This is a genomic window from Citrobacter sp. Cf087, from assembly GCF_030334285.1.
In the GTDB taxonomy this organism is placed as follows: Bacteria; Pseudomonadota; Gammaproteobacteria; order Enterobacterales; family Enterobacteriaceae; genus Citrobacter; species Citrobacter freundii.
In genome coordinates this window covers 52,358-74,876 of the sequence record NZ_JAOWED010000019.1, presented here as the reverse complement: position 1 = coordinate 74,876, position 22,519 = coordinate 52,358, and the positions used below count along the sequence as shown (strand labels likewise).

The following is a 22,519-nucleotide window of genomic DNA, read 5'->3' as shown; positions in this document are numbered from 1 at the left end:
TGGTGATGGATGCGCCGGAAGGACTCCGGCGCACAGCGCTTAAATGAACGCGAACGCGTCGCCAAACAGGCGATCTTCACGTGCCTGACGCTCATTACAGAACAGGTCGCGCGCGATTTTTGCCATCTCAAAACGACCGGCAATGTAGATATCGTGTTCCGCCAGAGTACCGTAATCCTGCAATACTGCCGTTAACACGGTTCCCGTACGACCACGCCAGCCGTCTTCAGGCTGCTCTACCACCGGCTCAACACGCAGGTTCGGGTGATTCACCGACAATGCTTCCAGCTCTGAGAGATCGTAGAGATGCTTCTCTTCGCGCCCGCCCCAGTAAATAGTGATATCGCGGTTGGGATTGCGTGCCAGCGCGGTAAGCAAAATAGAACGCACGTAAGAGAACCCTGTACCTCCGGCAATCAGGATCAGCGGGCGCTCGTCTTCATCACGCAGCCAGGCTTCGCCATGCGGAATATCGACCTTGATTTCCCGGTCTTTCAGAATACGGTCCATCACGGCCATGGCGTAAAGATTTAGCTCAGAGGCGCCAACGTGCAGCTCAATGAATCCTTGCTCGTCCGGCGTTGATGCCATGGAGAACGGACGCTTATCCCTTTCGTCCATAACGACCATTAAATACTGGCCAGCACGAAAGGAAAACGCCGCGTCTGGCACTAAACGAACGCGATATACGGTGTCAGTTATAGCTTCTACCGAGGTCACTTTACAGCTTAAGGTTGTCATGCGCTCTCTCTGTCGGATCAATAGGCAAAACGATCGCGCCTCAGGCGCTTTTGCCGTCATTAAAGATGGCCAGTTCATCCCAAATTGCGTCAATACGCGCAATCACTTCAGGATCTTTTTTAATCGGACGTCCCCATTCGCGTTGGGTTTCGCCCGGCCATTTATTTGTGGCATCCAGCCCCATTTTTGAACCAAGGCCGGAAACCGGCGAGGCAAAGTCCAGGTAATCAATTGGCGTATTCTCTACCAGTACCGTATCCCGGGCGGGGTCCATACGGGTAGTAATAGCCCAAATTACATCATTCCAGTCGCGCGCGTTAACGTCATCATCGCAGACAATAACAAATTTGGTGTACATGAACTGACGCAAAAACGACCAAACACCCATCATGACGCGTTTGGCATGGCCTGCGTACTGTTTTTTCATCGTCACCACGGCCAGACGATATGAACAGCCTTCCGGAGGCAGGTAAAAATCGACGATTTCCGGGAACTGCTTTTGCAGAATAGGAACGAATACTTCGTTCAGCGCCACGCCGAGCACTGCTGGCTCATCAGGCGGACGTCCGGTATAGGTAGAGTGATAAATAGCATCTTCACGCTGGGTAATGTGGGTGACGGTAAAGACCGGGAAATTATCTACTTCGTTGTAGTAGCCGGTATGATCGCCATAGGGCCCTTCTGGAGCCAGCTCGCCCGGTTCGATGTACCCTTCCAGTACGATTTCTGCGCTGGCAGGCACTTCCAGGTCGTTGGAAATACATTTGACCACTTCGGTCTTGGTACCGCGCAACAGCCCGGCAAATGCGTACTCGGATAATGTATCAGGAACGGGTGTCACAGCCCCCAGAATGGTCGCAGGATCTGCCCCCAACGCCACTGAAACCGGGAAACGTTCACCAGGATGCGCCGCGCACCACTCCTGATAATCAAGCGCGCCGCCGCGATGGGACAACCAGCGCATAATAAGCTTGTTTTTACCAATCAGCTGCTGGCGATAGATGCCCAGATTCTGCCGCTCTTTATGCGGACCACGCGTGACGGTGAGTCCCCAGGTAATCAGCGGCGCGGCATCTTCCGGCCAGCAGGTCATAATCGGAATGCGGTTTAAATCAACGTCATCGCCGGAGTAGATTTTTTGCTGACAAGGCGCACCGCGCAACCGCTTAGTCGGCATGTTCAACACCTGCTTAAACTGCGGCAGCTTATCAAACAGATCGCGGAATCCTTTCGGTGGCTCTGGCTCTTTCAAAAACGCCAACAGTTTACCGACTTCTCGTAGCGCCGAGACATCTTCTTGTCCCATTCCCATCGCAACACGCTTTGGTGTGCCAAACAGGTTACACAGCACCGGCATTGAATAGCCTTTCGGATTCTCAAACAGTAACGCAGGCCCACCGGCACGCAGAGTGCGATCGGCAATTTCAGTAATTTCCAGGTGGGGATCCACCTCAAGCGAAATGCGTTTGAGTTCGCCCTGCTGTTCAAGCAGCGTCAGGAAGTCGCGTAAATCGTGATATTTCATGGCGTCCATTGTGGCCTCTTCGTAAGCGCTTCATTATACGGCGTTCATCATTGTGATGCTGTATTTTTGTTAAATTAGCGTGAACTCTGGCGATACATATAAGCCCTGGGAGTATATACCCATTGGGTTTCAGCCTGCGTTGAGGCGGGTATAATTAACTTAACGCATGGCTTTTGCTATGCTGGCGCTCAGAACAAGCGGATAAGAGTTATTATGCAATCCTGGTATTTACTGTACTGCAAACGTGGGCAACTTCAGCGAGCCCAGGAACACCTGGAAAGGCAGGCGGTGAACTGCCTGACGCCTATGATCACCCTGGAAAAAATAGTGCGCGGTAAACGTACCACAGTCAGTGAACCACTATTCCCTAATTACATGTTTGTCGAGTTCGACCCGGAAGTGATCCACACCACCACTATCAATGCCACGCGTGGTGTCAGCCATTTCGTCCGTTTTGGCGCGACGCCTGCGACAGTTCCTTCTCCCGTTATTCACCAGCTTTCTATCTACAAGCCTGAAGGAATTGTTGACCCGCAAACTCCTCAGCCAGGGGACAGCGTGATTATTACTGAAGGGGCGTTTGAGGGGCTAAAAGCGATCTTCACCGAACCGGATGGCGAAGCACGTTCCATGCTACTGCTTAACCTGTTGAATAAAGAGGTTAAGCAGAGTGTGAAAAATACCGGCTTTCGAAAAATTTAAGCCGTTTAGAAGGTCACTTCGAACAGTGTTCGGACGTTAGCATCAATGGTTGCTGACAGCCATTGAGGATTTTCCCCGCGCCAGTGGGCAATACGCTCAAGAATATGTGGCAGGTGCGCCGGTTCATTGCGCCGTGACGTCGGTTTAGGCGTTAAGTCGCGAGGGAGTAGGTAAGGCGCATCGGTTTCAATCAGCAGCCTTTCCACCGGAATAAACGGCAGCAGTTCCCGCAGTTCCATCCCCCGGCGCTCATCACAGACCCAGCCGGTGATACCGATATAAAGTCCCCGGTCCACGCAGTCCTGCATCTCCTGCCGCGTTCCGGTAAAACAGTGCAGCACCGCGCCTGGGAGGCTATCCAGCCACGGCTCCAGCAACGTCAGAAAACGCTCATGGGCATCCCGACAATGCATGAAAATCGGCATCTGCAGTTCAGCAGCAATGCGCAGTTGCGCCTCAAAAGCACGTTCCTGCTCCTGCGGCGTGGAGAAATTGCGATTGAAATCCAGACCGCACTCGCCAATAGCGACCACCTCAGACTGGTTTGCCAGCGCGATAATCTCGTCTTCCGTTGAGGATTGCCATTGGCTGCTGTCATGCGGGTGCACGCCAGCCGTGGACCAGCAATGCGGATAATGCTGTGCCAACTTTAGCGCCTGCTGGCTTTCGTGCAGGTTTGTTCCGGTCAGAAGCATACCGTTTACGCCCGCAGCAAAGGCGCGCGCCACAACATCATCCCTGTCTTTTGCAAATTGTGAACTGGTTAAATTAACGCCAATGTCAAACATGCTACCTCCCATATGACAACCGCCCTGACGGGCGGTTGAATTTACTCTTCTGTTTTCTCGGTGGCTTCGGCTTCTTTTGCTTCTTCGGCCTCGTTGTCCTCATCTCGCGTACGTCGCTTGCCGACATAGAAACGAGAGAAGAAAACGCCCACTTCAAACAGGCAGTACATCGGTATCGCCAACAACGTTTGCGAGAAGACATCTGGCGGGGTCAGTAACATCCCGACGACAAATGCCCCAACCACAACGTAAGGACGCTTCTTGCGTAAATCGTCTGGCGTCGTAATGCCCATCCAGCATAGCAGCACAATGGCGACAGGGACCTCAAAAGAGACCCCGAAAGCCATAAACAGCGCCATGACGAAACTGAGATAGCTGGCAATGTCCGTTGATACCTGTACGCCTTGCGGAGCCGTGTTAGCCAGAAAACCAAACGCCAACGGGAAGACAACAAAATAGGCGAATGCCATGCCGATGTAGAACAGCAACGAACTGGAGACCAGCAGCGGCACAACCAGGCGACGTTCATGTTTGTACAAAGCAGGCGCAATGAATGCCCATACCTGGTAGAGGATCACTGGCGCTGACAGGATCAGCGACACCATGAAGGTCAACTTGATTGGCGTAAAGAACGGCGAAGCCACATCGGTGGCGATCATCGTTGCACCCTGCGGCATCTGTTTAATCAGAGGCGCTGCAACCATATGGTAAATGTCGTTGGCAAAATAAACCAACGCCAGAAAGATCACGATTACCGCAATAATGCAGTTCAGGAGTCGCTTACGCAGCTCAATAAGATGCGTGATGAGCGGTTGGGTATCTTCTACAGACATGTTTACGGTTTATCACTCGACGAGGGTGAGGATTCGACAACAGGTGCGGCAGCTTTCTTTTCTGCATCCATCAACGTAGCGGAAGTGTTTTCCGTCGGCTCTGGCGTTTTAGCACCCGTGGATTCCGGTTTTTGCTCCGGCGAACTGGCCTGATTTTCAGCGGCGGCAGGGGTGACCCCTTCTCGCTGCGCTTCACCTTCTTTCACCACCGGATTATGGATAGTGTGCGCTTCATCGCTCGCTTTCTCAGGATCGTGCACGCTGTAAGAACGCTTCATCGATTCCGCCGCTTCACGCAGCTCATCCATTGACGCTTTCAGCTCCGGGGTCAGATTTGTCAGGCTCGCTTTCTCTACTTTCTTCAGGCTGTCCTGAAACTCCTGAAGCTTAAGCTCCTGGGTCAGTTCATTCTGAACAGTAGTTGCCAGGGAACGTAAAGCACGCACCCAGCCAGCAACCGTTTTTACCGCTACGGGTAATCGTTGCGGCCCCAGGACAATGAGGCCGATCACGAACACCAATAACAGTTCGCTAAAACCGATATCAAACACGGATTATACCTGCTCTTTATCTTGGCTTTTGGCGTCTTCCTTTTTCACTTCGCCCTGCTTATCGGTGATGGATTTAGCTGTAAAATCAGCGTCCTGGCTGGTTTTATCTTGCTTAGGCTCATCATCACCCATCGCTTTTTTGAAGCCTTTAATCGATGCGCCAAGATCGGAACCGATGGAGCCGAGTTTCTTGGTGCCAAATAGCAGTACAACGATGACGGCAATGATCAACAACTGCCAAATACTGATACCACCCATACATGTTCCTCTGTCATAGATGATGAATTAATAAGGCCGTAGTATACGTTACACGGCCTGCCTTGGGCGATGAAAAATTCAGCGCATTTTGCGCCAGCCGATTAACCAGGCTAAGACACCGCCTGCCATCAACCAGCCCGGCATAAGCCCCCACTCAGGGCGGCTTACCAGCAGGAATGTTCCACTTAGCAACAATGTTGCGCCAATGCCCAATAAATAACGGGATTGTCCCTGGCGTACATGATTCGCGTGAAGCTCGCGGGCAATCTTATCAACACTGTGCTGTAAATATTTGCCCTGGCGCAAACTGTCATACACCAGTTCAGGTATTTCTGGCATTTTTTCGACCCAGAACGGTGCTTTTTCTTTAAATGCCCTAACGAGCGCCGGAATACCGACCTGATCTTTAATCCAGGATTCGAGGAATGGCTTAGCCGTTTTCCACAAATCTAACTGCGGGTAGAGCTGTCGTCCGACCCCCTCAACGTACAGCAGCGTCTTCTGTAGCAATACCAGTTGAGGCTGGACTTCCATATTGAAGCGGCGCGCAGTGTTGAACAAATTCAACAGCACATGACCAAAGGAAATCTCCGCCAGCGGTTTTTCAAAAATCGGCTCGCACACGGTACGAATGGCAAATTCAAACTCTTCAACGTTGGTATCCGGTGGAACCCAACCAGAATCCACGTGCAGTTCAGCAACTTTGCGGTAATCGCGGTTAAAGAACGCAATGAAGTTTTCAGCCAGGTAACGTTTATCTTCTTTGTTTAAAGAGCCCACAATCCCACAATCAATACCAATGTATTTCGGGTTTTCAGGGTGCTCATAACTGACAAAAATGTTCCCAGGGTGCATATCCGCATGGAAAAAGCTGTCGCGGAATACCTGAGTAAAGAAGACCTGAACACCACGTTCAGCCAGCAACTTCATATTGGTGCCGTTCTTCTCAAGCGTGGTGACATCTGAAACCGGGATACCGTAAATGCGCTCCATCACCATCATGTTCTGACTGCAATAGTCGGAATACACTTCCGGGATGTACAGCATCGGGCTATCTTCAAAATTACGTCGTAGCTGAATGGCGTTCGCCGATTCGCGCAGCAGATTTAGCTCATCAATCAACGTTTTTTCATATTCACGGACGACTTCTGTTGGTCGCAGGCGACGCCCATCTGGCAGCAGACGAGGAACCCAACGAGCCAGGCGGTAGATCAGTTTTAAATCCGCTTTGATGACCGGCAGTATGTCCGGGCGAATAACTTTGATCACCACCTCTTTGCCATTCGATTTCAATCGCGCAGTGTGAACCTGAGCAACAGACGCAGATGCCAGCGGCGTGATTTCAAAATCATCAAACCATTCCTCGACGGGCAGCCCGCCCATGGCCTCTTCGATTTGTTTTTTCGCTCTAAGCCCATCAAACGGGGCAACACGATCCTGCAATAGCGCAAGCTGATCGGCGATGTGCGGAGGGAAAAGGTCACGACGGGTGGAGAGCATCTGCCCAAACTTGATCCACACCGGGCCGAGTTCCTGTAAAGCCAGTCTCAGCCTTTCTCCCAGCGGTTTGTCTTTATGTCGGTTGGGCATCCAGAACAACGAGTATCGCCACAACCTAAGCGGCAGCGTGATTCGCATTTTGGGGATGAGTTCATCAAGACCGTAGCTTAAAAAAGTGCGAATGATGAAATAAAGGCGCCGTACTTCACCTGGCGTCATTTGGCCTCCAGTTTTTCCAGCCGTTTGGCCAGAGATTCAACCGCGCGCTCAACGGCTGCCGTTTCTTCAGCAAACCATGCAACCTCTAGTGGGCCAGGAGCCATGCGCCACTCTTCGGTGATCGCTTCGGCGACATAGCGCTGCTGGCGCTGAAAGTTATGGCACAGGAACTTCGCTCCACCACGCAAGACTTTGCTGACCCCTTCCGCGACGATATCGCCAGTATAGGGTGCTAACAGTTCTGCAGGATCCAACTCGGCCAGATCGGCAAGCGCAACAAAGTTCTGTACTACCTGGATATCACCCTGGACTTCCAGTTCACCGCTGCGGATAAGCGTGGTGAGTTGCTGTCTGTCACGCAATTTCGGTAACACACTGGCATATGTGATTACGGTGCAATCGGCTTCGCCTTCCCACGCCCCCAGCACATCGACCTGGCGCTCACTAAACACCAGGACTAACGATGTTGAAAATCCTTTGAGATCAACACGTAGCACTTTGCCCTGTAAACGCGTTCTGGCTGACTTGAGCGCAGGAGAGCGGTACAGAAAGGTGTTGAGCAGATTTTCAACGCCTGCGGTCACTAAGGGTTTTAAAGGCATCCCCACTCTCCTGTCAGAACTTGTATCCACGATGCAGCGCAACGACACCTGCTGTCAGGTTGTAGTAATCAACGCTTTCGAACCCGGCATCTTGCATCATTGCTTTTAAGGTGTCCTGATCGGGATGCATGCGGATGGATTCCGCCAGATAGCGATAGCTGTCCGCATCGCTTGCTACCATTGAACCTATACGCGGCAGAACATGGAAAGAGTACGCGTCGTAGGCTTTGCTCAACGGTTCGATAATCGGCTTGGAGAATTCCAGCACCAGTAGACGTCCGCCCGGCTTCAATACGCGGTACATGGAGCGTAATGCTTTGTCTTTATCCGTAACGTTGCGCAGACCGAAAGAGATGGTGATGCAGTCAAACGTGTTGTCAGGGAAAGGTAGTGCTTCCGCATTCGCCTGAACGTACTCAACGTTACCCACCACACCAATATTGCGCAGCTTTTCGCGACCCATTTTGAGCATTGAGTCATTGATATCCGCCAGCACAACTTTGCCGGTTTCGCCTACCATGCGAGAGAATTTCGCCGTCAGATCGCCGGTACCGCCTGCTAAATCGAGAACGGTTTGCCCGCGACGCACGCCACTGCAGTCAATGGTGAAGCGCTTCCACAAACGATGAATGCCGAATGACATTAAGTCATTCATAACGTCATATTTAGAGGCCACAGAATGAAAAACGTGGGCCACCATGTCAGCTTTCTGCTCTTTAGCGACGGTCTGAAAGCCAAAGTGCGTCGTTTCTTGTGAATTATCCACCATCTCAGTGCCTGCTCATCCAAAAAATGTTCGAGAAGTGTAACAGATTGGGCCAATTTGCCCTACCCTTCTGCCGGGTTCAACTACCCCAAATGGACTAGTTTGATTGCTGATTTACCGCTTCACCATCGGGGCAAGATGCATCTTGTTGCGTCTCAGGGACCGAGCGCAAGCGGTATTCTTCATCCTGCGTAGTGGCTTGCTCAGCCAGCTCAGGATTAATCTCGCGCTTAATTTCTACACCTAAACTGCGAAACGCTTCTGCCTGCGACAGGACGTTTCCACGACCGGAAGAGAGTTTTTTCATCGCCTGTCGGTAATTATCCTGGGCTTTGTCCAGGCTTTGACCTATTGCCGACATATCATCCACAAACAACCGCATCTTGTCATAAAGTTTGCTGGCCCGATCGGCAATTTGTTGCGCATTACGACTCTGATGCTCGTAGCGCCACAGGTTGGCGATCGTGCGCAATGCCACCAACAGCGTGGTAGGACTCACCAGCATAATGTTATTTCTAAGCGCTTCGGTAATCAGTTCGGGCTGTCTGTCTAACGCCAGCAAAAAAGCGGGCTCAACGGGGATAAACATCAGCACATAGTCAAGCGTACGCAGCCCCGGAAGCTGCTGATAGTCTTTGCGGCCCAGCAGACGAATGTGGTTGCGCACCGAGGCGATGTGCTCCTGCAACGCGCTCTCGCGGGTGAATTCATCTTCAGCGTTAAAATAGCGTTCATAGGCGACCAGCGTCATTTTCGCATCAATCACCACATCTTTGCCCTGCGGTAATCGGACAATAACATCTGGCTGCATCCGCGAACGGGCGTCGTTTTCGATGCTGACCTGGGTTTCGTATTCATAGCCTTCGCGCAGACCGGAAGCCTCAAGCACCCGCGTGAGTACGACCTCGCCCCAGTTACCCTGCGTTTTGTTATCGCCTTTTAATGCCCGCGTCAGGTTTACCGCTTCCTGTGCCATCTGCGCATTCAGTTGCTGGAGATTACGAATTTCGTGCGCCAGAGTATGACGTTCCTGTGCCTCTTTACCAAAGCTGTCCTGAACCTGGCGTCGAAATCCGTCCAATTGTTCGCGAAGCGGTGCCAGCAGGCTGTTCAGGCTTTGGCGATTTTGCTCATCTACGCGGCGATTGCTGTGCTCGAATATACGGTTCGCCAGATTTTCAAACTGCTCGCTCAGGCGCTGTTCGCTGTTGATCATCTGACGGATCTTATCTTCCGCATGCTGTTGCGTTGCTTCCAGCCGGGTAGTGACTTCACGGAGATCAGCTTCCAGAGAGGTGTTGATACTGTGCAGGCTGCGCAATTCGTTATTAAGCAGTTCGCACTCATCACGCCAGTGGGCTTCCTGTGAGAGTTGTTGCCGGGCGGCACTTAGCGCGATATCCAGTTCACGTCGTTCTTCGATGAGATCGGCACGGATCCTGTCGGCGTGCGCTTTTGTTGCCAGCCACCCAACCAGCAGCCCTGCGGCTAACGCCAACACGGCACTCATCATAATTGAAATATCCACAACGCCCCCTTACAGCAACGACTTACCCGCACAAAATAGAATTGTGCTGTATAAACGTCCAGTTTAAAAGGAATTTCCTGCGAGGTACTACGCAAAATAAAAAGGCCGAACGCGTCGGCCTTTTTGAATAGACGGGAGAATTACAGTAAACGACGCGCAGCTTCCACCACGATTTTTACCGCATGGCTTTCTGTTTGTTTCATCGTTTCCGCATTAGGGATCTCTTGCTGAGTACGGTTCACGATAACACCCGCGACCATACCGGCACGCAGACCCTGGCTTGCGCACATGGTCAGCAGCGTGGCAGATTCCATTTCGTAGTTCATAACGCCCATAGACTGCCACTCTTCCATCGAGCCTTTGAAACGGCTCACGACGCGACCAGAGAAGGTGTCGTAACGTTCCTGGCCCGGGTAGAAGGTGTCAGAAGATGCGGTAACGCCCACGTGGGTAGTGGCGCCGATAGATTTCGCCGCTTCCACCAGCGCGGTGGTGCACTCGAAGTCCGCAACGGCCGGGAACTCCATTGGCGCGAAGTGCAGGCTTGCGCCGTCCAGACGGACAGACGCCGTGGTGACCAGGACATCACCTACATTGATATGCGGTTGGATAGCGCCAGTCGTACCGATACGCAGGAAGGTACGAATGCCCAGTTGTGCCAGTTCTTCAACGGCAATAGAGGTTGACGGGCCGCCGATACCGGTAGAGCAAACGATCACGGCTTTACCATCCAGCTCAGCACGCCAGGTAGTGAACTCGCGATGAGATGCCAGCTTAACCGGCTTATCCATCAGCGCGGCGATCTTTTCCACCCGCTCCGGGTCGCCAGGGACGATAGCAAGCGTAGCCCCTTGTAAGTCGCTCTTAGTGAGGCCGAGATGAAAAACATCAGACTTAGACATAAAAACTCCTCTGTGAATCGGTTTTGTCAGAAGAAGCAAAAACACACTTTACCGAAGGCATGAACATATTTTCGTGACAGTCATCACTATGATGTAAATCAATTGCATTCAATTACCATCAAAAAGTGATGCGTATCACATAAATGATGCGATGTAAGGAAGCCCTGCACAAAAGATAGCCCGTTTAAGGCAATGTGGTTCGTTGCATGTGTCTATAGTTAACAATGCGCTTTTTGGCTGAATATTTAAGGGTACGGAGAATACCATGACAACACGACAATCTGGCTTTGCACCTGCTGTATCTCCACCGACGTCTACCACGGTTCACACTCCGGATAACGAAATTATCGCCGGTGTAACGTCCATACCTTCACAAGGCGATGATATGCCAGCGTATCACGCACGACCAAAACAAACCGATGGACTGCTTCCCGTGGTCATTGTCGTGCAGGAGATTTTTGGTATTCATGAGCACATTCGTGACGTTTGCCGCCGTCTGGCTCTGGAAGGGTATCTGGCTATCGCACCAGAACTCTATTTTCGCGAAGGCGATCCCAATGACTTTGCCGATATCCCCACGTTGCTCAGCGGCCTTGTCGCCAAAGTGCCTGACTCTCAGGTACTGGCCGATCTGGACCACGTCGCCAGTTGGGCCTCCCGCAACGGGGGAGATGCGCACCAACTGATGATCACCGGATTTTGCTGGGGTGGACGCATCACCTGGCTGTATGCCGCACATAATCCGCAGTTAAAAGCGGCGGTGGCGTGGTATGGCAAACTGGTGGGTGATAAAACCCTCAACTCGCCGAAACATCCCGTTGATATCGCAACCGATCTTAACGCCCCCGTTTTGGGACTTTATGGCGCCCAGGATACCAGCATTCCGCAAGATACCGTTGAAACAATGCGTCAGGCGCTACGCGCCGCCAATGCGAAAGCGGAAATCGTGGTCTATCCCGATGCCGGACATGCCTTCAACGCCGATTATCGCCCGAGCTATCACGAAGAGTCCGCGAAAGACGGCTGGCAGAGAATGCTGGAGTGGTTCGCGCAATACGGTGGGAAGAAATAATTCCCGCCAGGCAAACCAATAAACAAAACGGAGGCATCAGCCTCCGTTTTGTTTTTACGCCTGACGCAGATTCTGCGCCGCTTTAACCATGTTTGCCAGCGCGGCACGGGTTTCCGGCCAACCGCGCGTTTTCAGACCGCAGTCCGGGTTCACCCACAGACGCTCAGCCGGAATACGCTGCTCGGCTTTCTTCAGCAGAGCTTCAATCCACTCCACGCTCGGGACGTTCGGCGAGTGAATGTCGTAGACGCCCGGCCCTATTTCGTTCGGATAGTCGAACTCTTCGAACGACTCCAGCAGCTCCATATCAGAACGTGAAGTCTCAATAGTGATCACGTCTGCGTCCAGCGCCGCAATGGAGTCCATGATGTCGTTGAACTCGCAGTAACACATGTGGGTGTGGATCTGGGTTTCATCCTTCGCCACCGCCGCGTTAATGCGGAAAGCCTCCACGCCCCATTCCAGATATGCCGCCCAGTCGCTGCGACGCAGCGGTAAACCTTCACGCAGTGCCGGCTCATCAATCTGGATAATGCCGATCCCCGCTGCTTCCAGATCCGCAACTTCATCACGCAACGCCAGCGCAATCTGCTTCGCGATGGTTTCACGCGTCACGTCTTCACGCGGGAATGACCAGCAAAGAATGGTCACCGGACCGGTCAGCATACCTTTTACCGGTTTGTCGGTCAGTGACTGGGCATACTTCGCCCACTCCACGGTGATCGCTTCCGGGCGGCTGACGTCGCCAATGACTACCGGTGGCTTCACGCAACGGGAGCCATAGCTCTGCACCCAACCGTTCTGGGTAAAGACGAACCCGTCCAGATGCTCACCAAAGTATTCCACCATGTCGTTACGTTCGGCTTCACCGTGTACCAGCACGTCGAGCCCCAGACGCTCCTGTTCGGCGATCGCCTGTTTGATATGTTCCGCAATACCGGTGCGGTAGTTACCGGCATCCAGGTTGCCCTTTTTGAAGTCCAGACGCAGACCGCGAATTTCGGTGGTTTGCGGGAATGAGCCGATAGTCGTGGTCGGCCATGCCGGCAGATTAAAGCGGGCACGTTGCGCCTCGGCACGAACCGGATAAGCGTTGGCGCGCTGGCTGTCCTGGGCGGTGATTGCCGCCAGACGTTTTTCCACTGCGGCGTTGTGGACACGAGTAGAGTGACGACGAGCCTGAATCGGTGCGCTCCATTCGACAATTGCCGCCGTATCACCGCTGTTCAACGCATCACGCAGCAGCGCCAGCTCGCCGCATTTTTGCAGGGCGAAGGCAAACCAGCTCTTCACCTCTGCATCAAGGCGGGTTTCCACGCTGAGATCGATGGGGCTGTGCAGCAGGGAGCAGGAAGAAGCCACCCACAGGTCACGTTTCCCGACGATATCTTTAATTTGCGCGTATTTTTCGCTGAGATCGGCGCGCCAGACGTTGCGCCCGTTCACCAGGCCCGCTGACAGCAGCCAGTCGGCAGGCAGACGTTTGTGCAGCTCGGCGACATCATCTTTACCGTGCACGAAGTCAACGTGCAGTCCCTGCACCGGCAGCGCGGTAATGGTATCCAGGTTTGGCGTTACGCCTTCGAAGTAGGTGGTCAGTAACAGCTTCACCTGGCCCCGCAAGGCATCATAAGCTGGTTTGAAAGCGTCCAGCCACGCTTGCGGTAATTCCAGCACCAGAGCAGGTTCGTCAATCTGCACCCACTCAATACCCCGTTTTGCCAGCTCAGACAACACCTGCTGGTAAACCGGCAGAATGTCGTTCAACAGACTCAGGCGGTCAAACTGTTCGCCCTTCACTTTCCCCAGCCACAGGTAAGTTACCGGCCCCAGCAGCACAGGTTTCACCTTGTGCCCGAGCGCCAGCGCTTCGTCTACTTCATCCAGCAGTTGCGTCCAGGTCAGTTTGAACTGCTGACCTTTGGTGAACTCTGGCACCATGTAGTGATAGTTGGTATTAAACCATTTGGTCATTTCTGCCGCCGCCGCTGGCTCACCGGTCGGTGCGCGGCCACGGCCAATACGGAATAAGGTATCGATATCGACCGAGCCGTCTTTATTCTGATGACGAGCCGGAACGTTGCCGAGCAGCAGGCTGGTAGTCAGCACGTGATCGTACCAGGCAAAATCACCTACCGGCAGCAGGTCAACACCCGCCTGCTTCTGCTGCTCCCAATGGCGGGCACGCAGCTCGCGGCCAACGGCCAGCAATTCTTCACGGGAGGAATTTCCCGCCCAGTAGCTTTCTTGCGCTTTCTTCAACTCGCGACGCAGGCCAACGCGAGGGAAACCGAGGGTGTGATTCAATATTGTCATTTTTCTTCCTCTAATTATATGTAAATCCTATGGATTTTGAATTTAGGGAAGGCGGCAAGTTTACTCATCCCCAGGAGCTTACTGAAGTAAGTGACTGGGGTGGGGAAACTAAGCCAACGCACCATAAATTTAAAAGACGAAGGATTTTAGCCGTCCAGATGTTTACACATCCATAATTGGCGGTTACTGTATATTCCTCAAGCGCAATTTGTTCATGCCGAAGTGAAGGACTTTCATGATCGAGATTAAACACCTGAAAACGCTCCAGGCGTTGCGGAATAGCGGTTCGCTGGCAGCCGCCGCGGCGACGTTGCATCAGACCCAATCCGCCCTTTCTCACCAGTTCAGCGATCTGGAGCAGCGCCTTGGCTTTCGACTTTTTATCCGTAAAAGCCAGCCTCTGCGCTTTACGCCGCAGGGAGAAATCCTGCTGCAGTTAGCCAATCAGGTGTTGCCGCAAATTGGTCGTGCGCTGCAGGCTTGCAACGAACCGCAGCAAACCCGGCTGCGAATCGCAATTGAATGTCACAGTTGTATTCAATGGCTGGCGCCCGCGCTGGAGAATTTTCGTGCCAACTGGCCACAGGTGGAGATGGACTTTAAATCCGGCGTGACGTTCGATCCGCAACCAGCGCTACAGCAGGATGAGCTGGATCTGGTATTAACCTCCGACATCCTGCCGCGCAGCGGATTGCACTACTCACCGATGTTTGATTTTGAAGTCCGCCTGGTACTGGCGCCGGACCATCCGTTGGCCAGCAAAACGCAAATCACGCCGGAAGATTTGGCCAGCGAGACGCTGCTCATTTACCCAGTGCAACGGAGTCGACTGGATGTATGGCGGCATTTCCTGCAGCCTGCGGGTGTTAGTCCGTCGCTGAAGAGCGTGGATAACACCCTGCTGCTGATTCAGATGGTTGCAGCCAGAATGGGTATCGCGGCGTTACCGCACTGGGTGGTGGAGAGTTTTGAACGCCAGGGTTTAGTAGTGACTAAAACCCTGGGTGATGGATTGTGGAGCCGACTGTACGCCGCCGTGCGTGATGGCGAGCAGCGACAGCCGGTCACTGAAGCGTTTATTCGCTCAGCGCGGAATCACGCCTGCGATCATCTGCCGTTTGTGCGGAATGCGGAACGACCCACTTTCGATGTACCCACAGTGAGGCCACTATCACAGCCGCGCCAATGATGAAGCTTGGCCAGTGAGGCTGTTGATGCCAGATAGCCAGGTTGACCAACAGCCCGGCCGGCACATGCATATTGTTCATGATGCCCAGCGTACCGGCATCCACCTGGGTCGCGCCGTAGTTCCACATAAAGTAACCAATGCCGGACGCTGCCACGCCAAGAAAGACCAGGATACCCCACTGTAGCGTAGTGGTAGGCATTTTCTGCGCATTGCCCAGCATGAACCAGGCCACGACAGCCACCATAAAGGCCCCCATATAAAACCAGGCAAAAGCGTTATGCTGTGGCATTGGGCGGGTTTCCATCAGACGCTTGTAGCCCACCATACCGATGGCAAAACTAATGTTGGAAAGCTGCACCAGCAGCAGGCCAGTCCAGAAGTGGCTGGTTACCTGATCGTAACGAATAATCCCCGCGCCAATCACCGCCAGTAACGCACTGAAAGCGTAGCTCCAACGCAAACGGCGCCCGCTCATCAGGTCATAAATCAGCGTGATGTAGAGCGGCGTCAGCACGGTGAAAAGCAACAGCTCTGAAACCGTCAGGTACAGGTAGGCGTGAAAACTCAGCATATACATAATGCCAAGCTGCATGGCCCCCACCAGCATATATAGCGCGATCGTTTTTACGCTGTGCCCGCGGGTACGTAAGAACGGCAGGAACACCAGCGCCGCGAGTCCAACGCGCACCAGCACCGCAAAATAGCTATCGACATGACCGGCAAGGTACTCGCCAAACAGGCTGAAGGAAAAGGCCCACAAAATAGTGGTAATGATGAGTAGCGCCACAATGGATGTCTCTTAGAACAGGGAACGTCCATTGTAGCGGAGAGTTTAGTTGACAACTGGTCAACTAAAGAACAATCACTTTAAAAAGAGATCGCGCAGGTAGTGCGGCACGGCATCGTCAGCATTAAGACCAATGACTTCCAGCTCCGGATGCAGATCCTTCAGGCGCTGGTGGGCATTGCCCATGATGCAGCCTTTGCCCGCCATGGAGAGCATTTCCGCATCGTTCATCCCATCGCCAAAAGCGATGCAGTCTTTCAGGCTGTAGCCCATCGCTTTCGCTACCGCTTCCAGCGCATGACCTTTCGACACGCCGCCCGCCATGACTTCCAGACAGGTAAGCGTAGAGAAGCTGACGTTGACGCGATCGCCCCAGCGGGCGTTAATCGCCTGCTCCAGCGGTAGCAGTCTTTCGTGAGAGTCGGTGGTGAAGAACACTTTGCTGACACCTTCAGGCTCCAGTAATGCAGGTTCAAACAGGGAATAGTTAAACACTGCTTCTTTGAAGAATCGCATTTCGTCCGGACGATGGCGATTCATAAACCATTCATCATCGCGATAAACGTTGGTCACGATGTCCGGATTTGCATTCACTACGCCAAACAGGTCGCTGGCAATGTCGCGATCCAGGTTATGGGAAAAAACCAGATTCCCGTCAGAATCATGCACCCGCGCGCCGTTGGACGTGATCATGTAGGTTTTAATGCCGAGGTTATCGCGAATTTGCCCCACATCAACATGATGACGGCCAGTCGCAAACACGAAGTTAACGCCGCGAGCGGTCAATAACTTCAGCGTCTCTTTGGCATAAGGGGACAGAGTATGGTCGGGGGAAAGCAGCGTACCGTCTAAATCAGACGCAACAACCTGATACATAAGAAAATTCAACCTCTAGGCAAAGCGGGTTCCGCTGGATGAGTTATGTTTGTCGAAAAATTCGACAATAGCGTTAAGCGCGACTGAGCGCATGGCGTCCTTTTCAAAAAGGATCTCATGGTACGCGCCTTTTATGACAAGCGGCTGACCTCCTTCTACAGGATGGCCCGCTGCGGCGCGGAGTTCACAAAAACGATCGTGCATGCGGTTATCCACTACACGTTCTTCTTCAGCCTGAATAAGCAGCGTCGGCGTCGCGTCGTCTCCCGCGCCAGCCAAAACCTGTTCACCAGCCAGAATCCCTTCGCGTACCCAGTGATAGGTGGGACCGCCAACGCGCAACCGCGGCTCATCAGCATAGAAGCGTAGATTGCGCCGATAGCGCTGTCGACTATGGGTTAACGCATTCATACCGAACGGCAGCGCCCGCCAGCGCCCGGTTCCCATCGCATAGCCTTCGCGAATCCGCGGATGCCCTTCAGCCCAGTCCAGAATGTGGCGCACCATCCAGTCGGGAAAGCGCATCACAATACCAAACATCGGTGCACAAAGCGCGATGGCATCACACTGATTCGGGTGGCGCTGCAGGAATAACGTGGCAATCGCCCCGCCCATTGAATGCGCCAGGATATAGCGTTTTCTCCACGGGCCGGGTAGCACCTCCTGCTGCCAGAAGGCGGTTAAATCGTCGACATAGTCATTAAAGTTATCGACATGACCGCGATGTGGATCCGAAAGCATTCGCCCGGAACGCCCCTGACCACGGTGATCGATAATGAGCACGTCAAAACCAGAATGAAACAGGTCATACGCCAGTTCAGCGTATTTCACATAGCTTTCAATGCGTCCAGGACAGACGACGATGACGCGATCGTTTTTTTCTGCATGAAAACGCACAAAATGTACGGGGATATCATCCACACCCGTAAATTCCGCTTCTTCCCGCTGACGCCAGAAATCTGTCAGTGGCCCCATGGAAAAAGCAGCAAACGCGTTTTCTCTTGTTTCCCAGTCCTTTTGCTGCTGAAACATCGGGTATCCAGCCTCGCTGACCAAGTAAAATCGTTTTTTTCGCCGTCGCTGATACAACCTAACGGCAGTAGCGTATTGTGGCATAAAAATAGACAATCCGGGAGTTTCTCATGACCTTTGAATGGTGGTTCGCCTACCTGCTGACCTCTATTATTTTGAGCTTGTCTCCAGGCTCTGGCGCAATCAACACTATGACCACCGCCATCAGCCATGGTTATCGCGGTGCCAGCGCGTCGATTGCGGGTTTACAGACCGGGCTGGGCATTCATATCGTTTTGGTAGGCGTGGGGCTGGGAACGCTATTTTCACGTTCGGTGATCGCATTTGAGGTGCTGAAGTGGGCGGGAGCGGCCTATCTGATTTGGCTGGGTATTCAACAATGGCGGGCTGCGGGCGCTATCGATCTGAACACCATGGCGAATACACAATCACGCAGCCGCCTGTTCAAACGCGCGGTCTTTGTGAATCTGACCAACCCCAAGAGCATTGTTTTTCTTGCCGCCCTGTTCCCGCAGTTTATCCTGCCGCAGGAACCGCAACTGATGCAGTACGTGGTGCTTGGCGTTACGACCATTGTAGTCGATATCATTGTGATGATCGGTTACGCAACGCTGGCCACGCGCATTGCTGGCTGGATTAAAGGGCCAAAGCAAATGAAGGCGCTGAACAAAGTGTTCGGCTCGCTGTTTATGCTGATAGGCGCCCTGCTGGCATCGGCAAGGCATGCCTAGCCAATGGAACGGCACTCGCAAAGAAATGCTAACAGTATGAACGTCTGAATATGACTTTCCGTACTTAGCCGCAAAGGAGGAAAAGTCTTTTATTCTGCGCTGTTAGGTGTTGAATACCAGTGTAAGAATGCCGCCACTCTCACTTCTCACGGATGATGGACGATGGCGGAAGCAACGACACCCCATGACGCAGTATTTAAGACCTTCCTCTCCCGCGTGGAAACCGCGCGGGACTTTATCGAACTTCATCTTCCTCCCTCGTTAATCAAAATCTGCAAACTGGAAACGCTCCGTCTGGAATCAGGCAGTTTTGTGGAGGACGATCTGCGCCCCTATTTCAGCGATATTCTCTACTCACTGGAAACCACCAGCGGACAAGGCTATGTACATGTGCTTATTGAGCATCAAAGCTCACCTGACAAGCATATGTCATTTCGCCTGATGCGCTACGCTATCGCCGCGATGCAACGTCATCTTGAGGCTGGAAACGACACTCTACCGCTGGTGATTCCAGTGCTCTTTTACCATGGCAAGCAAAGCCCATGGCAAGGCTCAATGAACTGGCTGGATCACTTTGAGGATTCGGGAACCGCCCTTCAACTTTACAGCACACCGTTTCCGTTGGTGGATGTGACGGTTATTCCAGATGATGAAATCATGCAGCATCGCAGTATGGCGGCGCTGACATTAGTGCAAAAGCATATTCGCCAGCGCGACATGGCACAGCTGCTGGATAAACTTACCCGCCTGTTTATGCTGGAGAAGATGAGCGGACAACAAATAACCGTGCTGGTAAACTACATGGTGCAAGCAGGGAATACACAAGATGTTCAGACATTACTGTATAAGCTGGCACAGCGTGTGCCGCAGCATGGAGACAAACTGATGACAATGGCGGATCAACTAAAGCAGATAGGCCGTGAAGAGGGCAAACGCATTGCCCTCACTGATGTAGCAAAAGCAATGCTCAAGCGAGGTCTTGATACCGATGCGATTATGGAAATGACCGGCCTTTCGAAGGATGAATTACAGAAGCTTGCGCAATAAACCGTACTCCGCCTGGGACTCCCAGGCGGGTAACAAACTTAGCGCGAAATAATCAGGTGGATGCCGAAACCCGCGAACAGCGCCCCGGCAAAACCATCAATCCACTTCGCCAGGCGCTGATAGCCACGACGCATCTTCGGCAGCGCAAACAGGCTGGCAACCACGGTAAACCACGCCAGCGTTTCCACAATAATCAGGGCAAAAATCCCCCAACGCGCTCCCGTTCCGACGTTGTCGCCAACAAATAACGAGAAGACGGAGCCAAAATAGATAATGGCTTTAGGGTTCGCCAGATTGGTCAGCAGGCCTTTCAAGAAGCTGCGTCCGCTCTGCGCCAGCTCAACCTGCGGAGTGGGAGCTGCAACATCCTGTTTTTTAAACGCGCCGCGCAGCATCTGATAACCCATCCAGCACAGATACAGACCCCCACCTACCATAATAATGGTGTGCAGCCAGGCCATTTTTTCGATAATCAGATGCAGGCCGAGCAGTGCCACGCCAGCCCAGACCATGACGCCGCAGGTAATACCCAGCACGCCCATCATCGCCTCTTTGCGCGAACGGCTAACCGCAGTTTGAGAAACAAAAAAGAAATCGGGACCGGGGCTCATCAGCGCAACGATATGCACCAACGCAACGGTGAAAAATAGCGTTAACATAAAAATGACTCGCGGGGGAATAGTTCAGTGAGTCACCATCCTGGCACTTTTTTGCCCTGCTGACTACTCTTCGTCATCACCATCAACGTGTGCGCGGATAAGCGCCATAAACTCTTTGCCAAAACGTTCAAGTTTACGCATTCCCACGCCGTTGACGCTCAGCATTTCACTCGGTGAAACCGGCGTTTGTTCGGCCATTTCAATCAGCGTGGCGTCGTTGAACACCACGTACGGTGGGATGTTCTCTTCATCGGCAATGGCTTTACGCAGCTTACGCAATTTGGCGAACAGTTTGCGGTCATAGTTGCCGCCGAAGGATTTCTGCATCGCGCGCGGTTTCAGCGCCACAATACGCGGCACGGCAAGCTGTAGTGGAACTTCACCGCGCAGGACCGGACGCGCGGCTTCGGTTAACTGTAACGCGGAGTGATGAGCAATATTCTGCGTCACCAGGCCCAGGTGAATAAGCTGGCGAATAACGCTCACCCAGTGTTCGTGGCTTTGCTCGCGACCAATGCCATAGACCGGCAGTTTGTCATGAGCCAGTTCGCGAATACGCTGGTTATTCGCTCCGCGCAGCACTTCCACGACGTACCCCATGCCGAAGCGTTGGTTAACACGGTAAATCGTCGACAGCGCTTTACGCGCATCCATGAGTCCGTCGTACTGCTTTGGCGGATCGAGGCAGATGTCGCAGTTACCACACGGCTCCTGACGCCCTTCGCCAAAATAGTTCAGCAGCACCAGGCGACGACAGGTTTGCGCCTCGGCAAACGCCCCCATCGCATTGAGCTTATGCCGTTCGATATCCAGCAGTTGCCCAGCGGGTTTCTCTTCGAGGCAACGGCGTAGCCATGCCATATCAGCCGGATCGTAAAACAGCATCGCTTCTGCCGGTAGGCCATCACGCCCGGCGCGGCCGGTTTCCTGGTAATAGGATTCGATATTGCGCGGAATGTCGAAATGCACCACGAAGCGTACGTTAGGTTTGTTGATCCCCATACCGAACGCCACGGTCGCCACCACGATTTGCAGGTCGTCGCGCTGGAATTTCTCCTGCACCTCGGCGCGTACGGCATTTTCCAGCCCAGCATGATAAGCCCCGGCGCTGATGCCACGGCTTTGCAGACGCGCGGCGGTGTCCTCGACTTTAGCGCGACTGTTACAGTAGATAATGCCAGACTTGCCGCGCTGCTCTTGCACATAGCGCATCAGCTGATCGAGCGGCTTAAATTTCTCCATCAACATGTAGCGAATGTTCGGGCGGTCAAAGCTGCTGATCTGAATTAACGGGTCGTTGAGTCCCAGCAGACGCACAATGTCCAGCCGGGTTGTCTCATCCGCAGTCGCGGTCAGCGCCACAAACGGCAGGGTTGGGAAACGTTGGCGCAACTGGCCCAGCGCCGCGTATTCGGGGCGGAAATCATGCCCCCACTGCGAAATACAGTGCGCTTCATCAACCGCCAGCAGCACCGGATTCCAGTGCGCCAGATGCTCAAGGAAGTTATCCAGCATCAGGCGTTCGGGCGCAATGTACAGTAAGCGAATCTGTCCTGTACGACAGCCTGCCATCACCTCAAGCTGCTGCTCACGACTTTGAGTAGAGTTAAGGCACGCCGCCGCCACGCCGTTGGCCAGCAGTTGATCGACCTGATCCTTCATCAAGGAAATCAGCGGAGAAACAACAACGGTGAGTCCGTTTAGCAATAATGCGGGAATTTGATAGCACAGGGATTTACCGCCGCCGGTCGGCATAACGACCAGGCAGTCGCGACCAGAGAGCACGGTATCAATGATTTCTTCCTGACCAGGGCGAAACTGTTGGTAGCCAAAGGTTTCTTGCAAAACCTGTTTAGCGCCCATTTCCAGATTCAACACTTCCGCCTGCGCCACAT

Annotated in this window: 22 protein-coding genes; 5 read left to right on the top strand and 17 right to left on the bottom strand. The window is 53.1% G+C overall.

Annotated features, from left to right (window positions below):
* Positions 1-39: 39 nt before the first annotated feature.
* Both fre and ubiD read right to left on the bottom strand, forming a co-directional pair.
* Positions 40-741, bottom strand: coding sequence for an NAD(P)H-flavin reductase (fre, locus tag OGV57_RS01260; RefSeq protein WP_003017873.1), 702 nt, complete (start codon positions 739-741; stop codon positions 40-42).
* A 40-nt stretch (positions 742-781) separates the two neighbouring features.
* A complete protein-coding gene (gene ubiD, locus OGV57_RS01255) occupies positions 782-2,275 on the bottom strand; it encodes a 4-hydroxy-3-polyprenylbenzoate decarboxylase (RefSeq protein ID WP_003841240.1) in 1,494 nt (497 codons plus the stop codon).
* 204 nt (positions 2,276-2,479) lie between these two features.
* On the opposite strand from ubiD, the gene rfaH reads away from it, so the two are divergent.
* Positions 2,480-2,968, top strand: a complete 489-nt coding sequence (gene rfaH / locus OGV57_RS01250; RefSeq protein ID WP_003017881.1) for a transcription/translation regulatory transformer protein RfaH — start codon at positions 2,480-2,482, stop codon at positions 2,966-2,968.
* 5 nt (positions 2,969-2,973) lie between these two features.
* Here rfaH and tatD read toward each other — a convergent pair whose 3' ends face one another.
* The 9 genes from tatD to udp form a co-directional block, all read right to left on the bottom strand.
* A complete protein-coding gene (tatD, locus tag OGV57_RS01245) occupies positions 2,974-3,756 on the bottom strand; it encodes a 3'-5' ssDNA/RNA exonuclease TatD (protein ID WP_003017882.1) in 783 nt (260 codons plus the stop codon).
* A 41-nt stretch (positions 3,757-3,797) separates the two neighbouring features.
* Positions 3,798-4,589, bottom strand: a complete 792-nt coding sequence (tatC, locus tag OGV57_RS01240; RefSeq protein ID WP_003017884.1) for a Sec-independent protein translocase subunit TatC — start codon at positions 4,587-4,589, stop codon at positions 3,798-3,800.
* A 2-nt stretch (positions 4,590-4,591) separates the two neighbouring features.
* Positions 4,592-5,140 (bottom strand): Sec-independent protein translocase protein TatB, encoded by a 549-nt coding sequence (tatB, locus tag OGV57_RS01235; RefSeq protein WP_003841235.1) that lies wholly within the window; start codon positions 5,138-5,140, stop codon positions 4,592-4,594.
* 3 nt (positions 5,141-5,143) lie between these two features.
* A complete protein-coding gene (tatA, locus tag OGV57_RS01230) occupies positions 5,144-5,398 on the bottom strand; it encodes a Sec-independent protein translocase subunit TatA (protein ID WP_003017888.1) in 255 nt (84 codons plus the stop codon).
* Between the two features lie 78 nt (positions 5,399-5,476).
* Entirely contained in the window at positions 5,477-7,117 is a 1,641-nt protein-coding gene (gene ubiB / locus OGV57_RS01225) for a ubiquinone biosynthesis regulatory protein kinase UbiB (protein ID WP_003841233.1), read from the bottom strand.
* A complete protein-coding gene (ubiJ, locus tag OGV57_RS01220) occupies positions 7,114-7,719 on the bottom strand; it encodes a ubiquinone biosynthesis protein UbiJ (protein ID WP_003017894.1) in 606 nt (201 codons plus the stop codon). Before ubiJ ends, ubiB begins: the two co-directional genes overlap by 4 nt.
* Positions 7,720-7,732: 13 nt before the next feature.
* On the bottom strand, positions 7,733-8,488 hold the full coding sequence (gene ubiE, locus OGV57_RS01215) for a bifunctional demethylmenaquinone methyltransferase/2-methoxy-6-polyprenyl-1,4-benzoquinol methylase UbiE (RefSeq protein WP_003017897.1): 756 nt from the start codon (positions 8,486-8,488) through the stop codon (positions 7,733-7,735).
* Positions 8,489-8,582: 94 nt separating this feature from the next.
* Complete coding sequence (gene rmuC, locus OGV57_RS01210) at positions 8,583-10,013, bottom strand: DNA recombination protein RmuC (protein ID WP_096890398.1); 1,431 nt, start codon at positions 10,011-10,013, stop codon at positions 8,583-8,585.
* A 140-nt stretch (positions 10,014-10,153) separates the two neighbouring features.
* The gene (udp, locus tag OGV57_RS01205) at positions 10,154-10,915 is read right to left on the bottom strand and encodes a uridine phosphorylase (protein ID WP_003017903.1); all 762 of its coding nucleotides are present in this window, start codon (positions 10,913-10,915) and stop codon (positions 10,154-10,156) included.
* A gap of 265 nt (positions 10,916-11,180) precedes the next feature.
* On the opposite strand from udp, the gene OGV57_RS01200 reads away from it, so the two are divergent.
* Entirely contained in the window at positions 11,181-11,987 is an 807-nt protein-coding gene (locus tag OGV57_RS01200) for a dienelactone hydrolase family protein (RefSeq protein WP_032938484.1), read from the top strand.
* A 54-nt stretch (positions 11,988-12,041) separates the two neighbouring features.
* On the opposite strand, the gene metE is transcribed toward OGV57_RS01200, so the two are convergent.
* A complete protein-coding gene (metE, locus tag OGV57_RS01195) occupies positions 12,042-14,303 on the bottom strand; it encodes a 5-methyltetrahydropteroyltriglutamate--homocysteine S-methyltransferase (RefSeq protein ID WP_032938482.1) in 2,262 nt (753 codons plus the stop codon).
* A gap of 235 nt (positions 14,304-14,538) precedes the next feature.
* Here metE and metR point away from each other — a divergent pair, with 235 nt between their 5' ends.
* Positions 14,539-15,492: an HTH-type transcriptional regulator MetR gene (gene metR / locus OGV57_RS01190; protein WP_054528920.1), complete on the top strand. Its 954-nt coding sequence runs from the start codon at positions 14,539-14,541 to the stop codon at positions 15,490-15,492.
* Here metR and OGV57_RS01185 read toward each other — a convergent pair.
* The 3 genes from OGV57_RS01185 to pldB form a co-directional block, all read right to left on the bottom strand.
* The gene (locus OGV57_RS01185; RefSeq protein WP_003844634.1) at positions 15,380-16,279 is read right to left on the bottom strand and encodes a carboxylate/amino acid/amine transporter; all 900 of its coding nucleotides are present in this window, start codon (positions 16,277-16,279) and stop codon (positions 15,380-15,382) included. The genes metR and OGV57_RS01185 overlap by 113 nt on opposite strands.
* A gap of 75 nt (positions 16,280-16,354) precedes the next feature.
* Positions 16,355-17,155, bottom strand: a complete 801-nt coding sequence (gene yigL / locus OGV57_RS01180) for a sugar/pyridoxal phosphate phosphatase YigL (RefSeq protein WP_003017910.1) — start codon at positions 17,153-17,155, stop codon at positions 16,355-16,357.
* 15 nt (positions 17,156-17,170) lie between these two features.
* A complete protein-coding gene (gene pldB / locus OGV57_RS01175) occupies positions 17,171-18,187 on the bottom strand; it encodes a lysophospholipase L2 (RefSeq protein ID WP_003017911.1) in 1,017 nt (338 codons plus the stop codon).
* A gap of 110 nt (positions 18,188-18,297) precedes the next feature.
* Between pldB and rhtB the strand changes: the two genes are divergently transcribed.
* Both rhtB and OGV57_RS01165 read left to right on the top strand, forming a co-directional pair.
* Complete coding sequence (gene rhtB / locus OGV57_RS01170; RefSeq protein WP_003828938.1) at positions 18,298-18,918, top strand: homoserine/homoserine lactone efflux protein; 621 nt, start codon at positions 18,298-18,300, stop codon at positions 18,916-18,918.
* A 162-nt stretch (positions 18,919-19,080) separates the two neighbouring features.
* Positions 19,081-19,965 (top strand): Rpn family recombination-promoting nuclease/putative transposase, encoded by an 885-nt coding sequence (locus OGV57_RS01165; protein WP_032938478.1) that lies wholly within the window; start codon positions 19,081-19,083, stop codon positions 19,963-19,965.
* A gap of 38 nt (positions 19,966-20,003) precedes the next feature.
* Here OGV57_RS01165 and rhtC read toward each other — a convergent pair whose 3' ends face one another.
* Complete coding sequence (gene rhtC / locus OGV57_RS01160) at positions 20,004-20,624, bottom strand: threonine export protein RhtC (RefSeq protein WP_003828942.1); 621 nt, start codon at positions 20,622-20,624, stop codon at positions 20,004-20,006.
* Positions 20,625-20,687: 63 nt separating this feature from the next.
* Positions 20,688-22,517 (bottom strand): ATP-dependent DNA helicase RecQ, encoded by a 1,830-nt coding sequence (gene recQ / locus OGV57_RS01155; protein WP_054528919.1) that lies wholly within the window; start codon positions 22,515-22,517, stop codon positions 20,688-20,690.
* Positions 22,518-22,519: the final 2 nt, after the last annotated feature.

Excerpts from the sequence above, each read along its gene's own strand:
- ubiB (WP_003841233.1), bottom strand. The coding sequence starts at position 7,117 with ATGACGCCAGGTGAAGTACGGCGCCTTTATTTCATCATTCGCACTTTT.
- metE (WP_032938482.1), bottom strand. The coding sequence starts at position 14,303 with ATGACAATATTGAATCACACCCTCGGTTTCCCTCGCGTTGGCCTGCGT.
- rhtB (WP_003828938.1), top strand. The coding sequence starts at position 18,298 with ATGACCTTTGAATGGTGGTTCGCCTACCTGCTGACCTCTATTATTTTG.
- OGV57_RS01200 (WP_032938484.1), top strand. The coding sequence starts at position 11,181 with ATGACAACACGACAATCTGGCTTTGCACCTGCTGTATCTCCACCGACG.
- pldB (WP_003017911.1), bottom strand. The coding sequence starts at position 18,187 with ATGTTTCAGCAGCAAAAGGACTGGGAAACAAGAGAAAACGCGTTTGCT.
- tatC (WP_003017884.1), bottom strand. The coding sequence starts at position 4,589 with ATGTCTGTAGAAGATACCCAACCGCTCATCACGCATCTTATTGAGCTG.
- udp (WP_003017903.1), bottom strand. The coding sequence starts at position 10,915 with ATGTCTAAGTCTGATGTTTTTCATCTCGGCCTCACTAAGAGCGACTTA.
- rhtC (WP_003828942.1), bottom strand. The coding sequence starts at position 20,624 with ATGTTAACGCTATTTTTCACCGTTGCGTTGGTGCATATCGTTGCGCTG.
- OGV57_RS01165 (WP_032938478.1), top strand. The coding sequence starts at position 19,081 with ATGGCGGAAGCAACGACACCCCATGACGCAGTATTTAAGACCTTCCTC.
- metR (WP_054528920.1), top strand. The coding sequence starts at position 14,539 with ATGATCGAGATTAAACACCTGAAAACGCTCCAGGCGTTGCGGAATAGC.
- fre (WP_003017873.1), bottom strand. The coding sequence starts at position 741 with ATGACAACCTTAAGCTGTAAAGTGACCTCGGTAGAAGCTATAACTGAC.
- ubiE (WP_003017897.1), bottom strand. The coding sequence starts at position 8,488 with ATGGTGGATAATTCACAAGAAACGACGCACTTTGGCTTTCAGACCGTC.
- tatA (WP_003017888.1), bottom strand. The coding sequence starts at position 5,398 with ATGGGTGGTATCAGTATTTGGCAGTTGTTGATCATTGCCGTCATCGTT.
- yigL (WP_003017910.1), bottom strand. The coding sequence starts at position 17,155 with ATGTATCAGGTTGTTGCGTCTGATTTAGACGGTACGCTGCTTTCCCCC.
- ubiD (WP_003841240.1), bottom strand. The coding sequence starts at position 2,275 with ATGGACGCCATGAAATATCACGATTTACGCGACTTCCTGACGCTGCTT.
- ubiJ (WP_003017894.1), bottom strand. The coding sequence starts at position 7,719 with ATGCCTTTAAAACCCTTAGTGACCGCAGGCGTTGAAAATCTGCTCAAC.
- rfaH (WP_003017881.1), top strand. The coding sequence starts at position 2,480 with ATGCAATCCTGGTATTTACTGTACTGCAAACGTGGGCAACTTCAGCGA.
- tatD (WP_003017882.1), bottom strand. The coding sequence starts at position 3,756 with ATGTTTGACATTGGCGTTAATTTAACCAGTTCACAATTTGCAAAAGAC.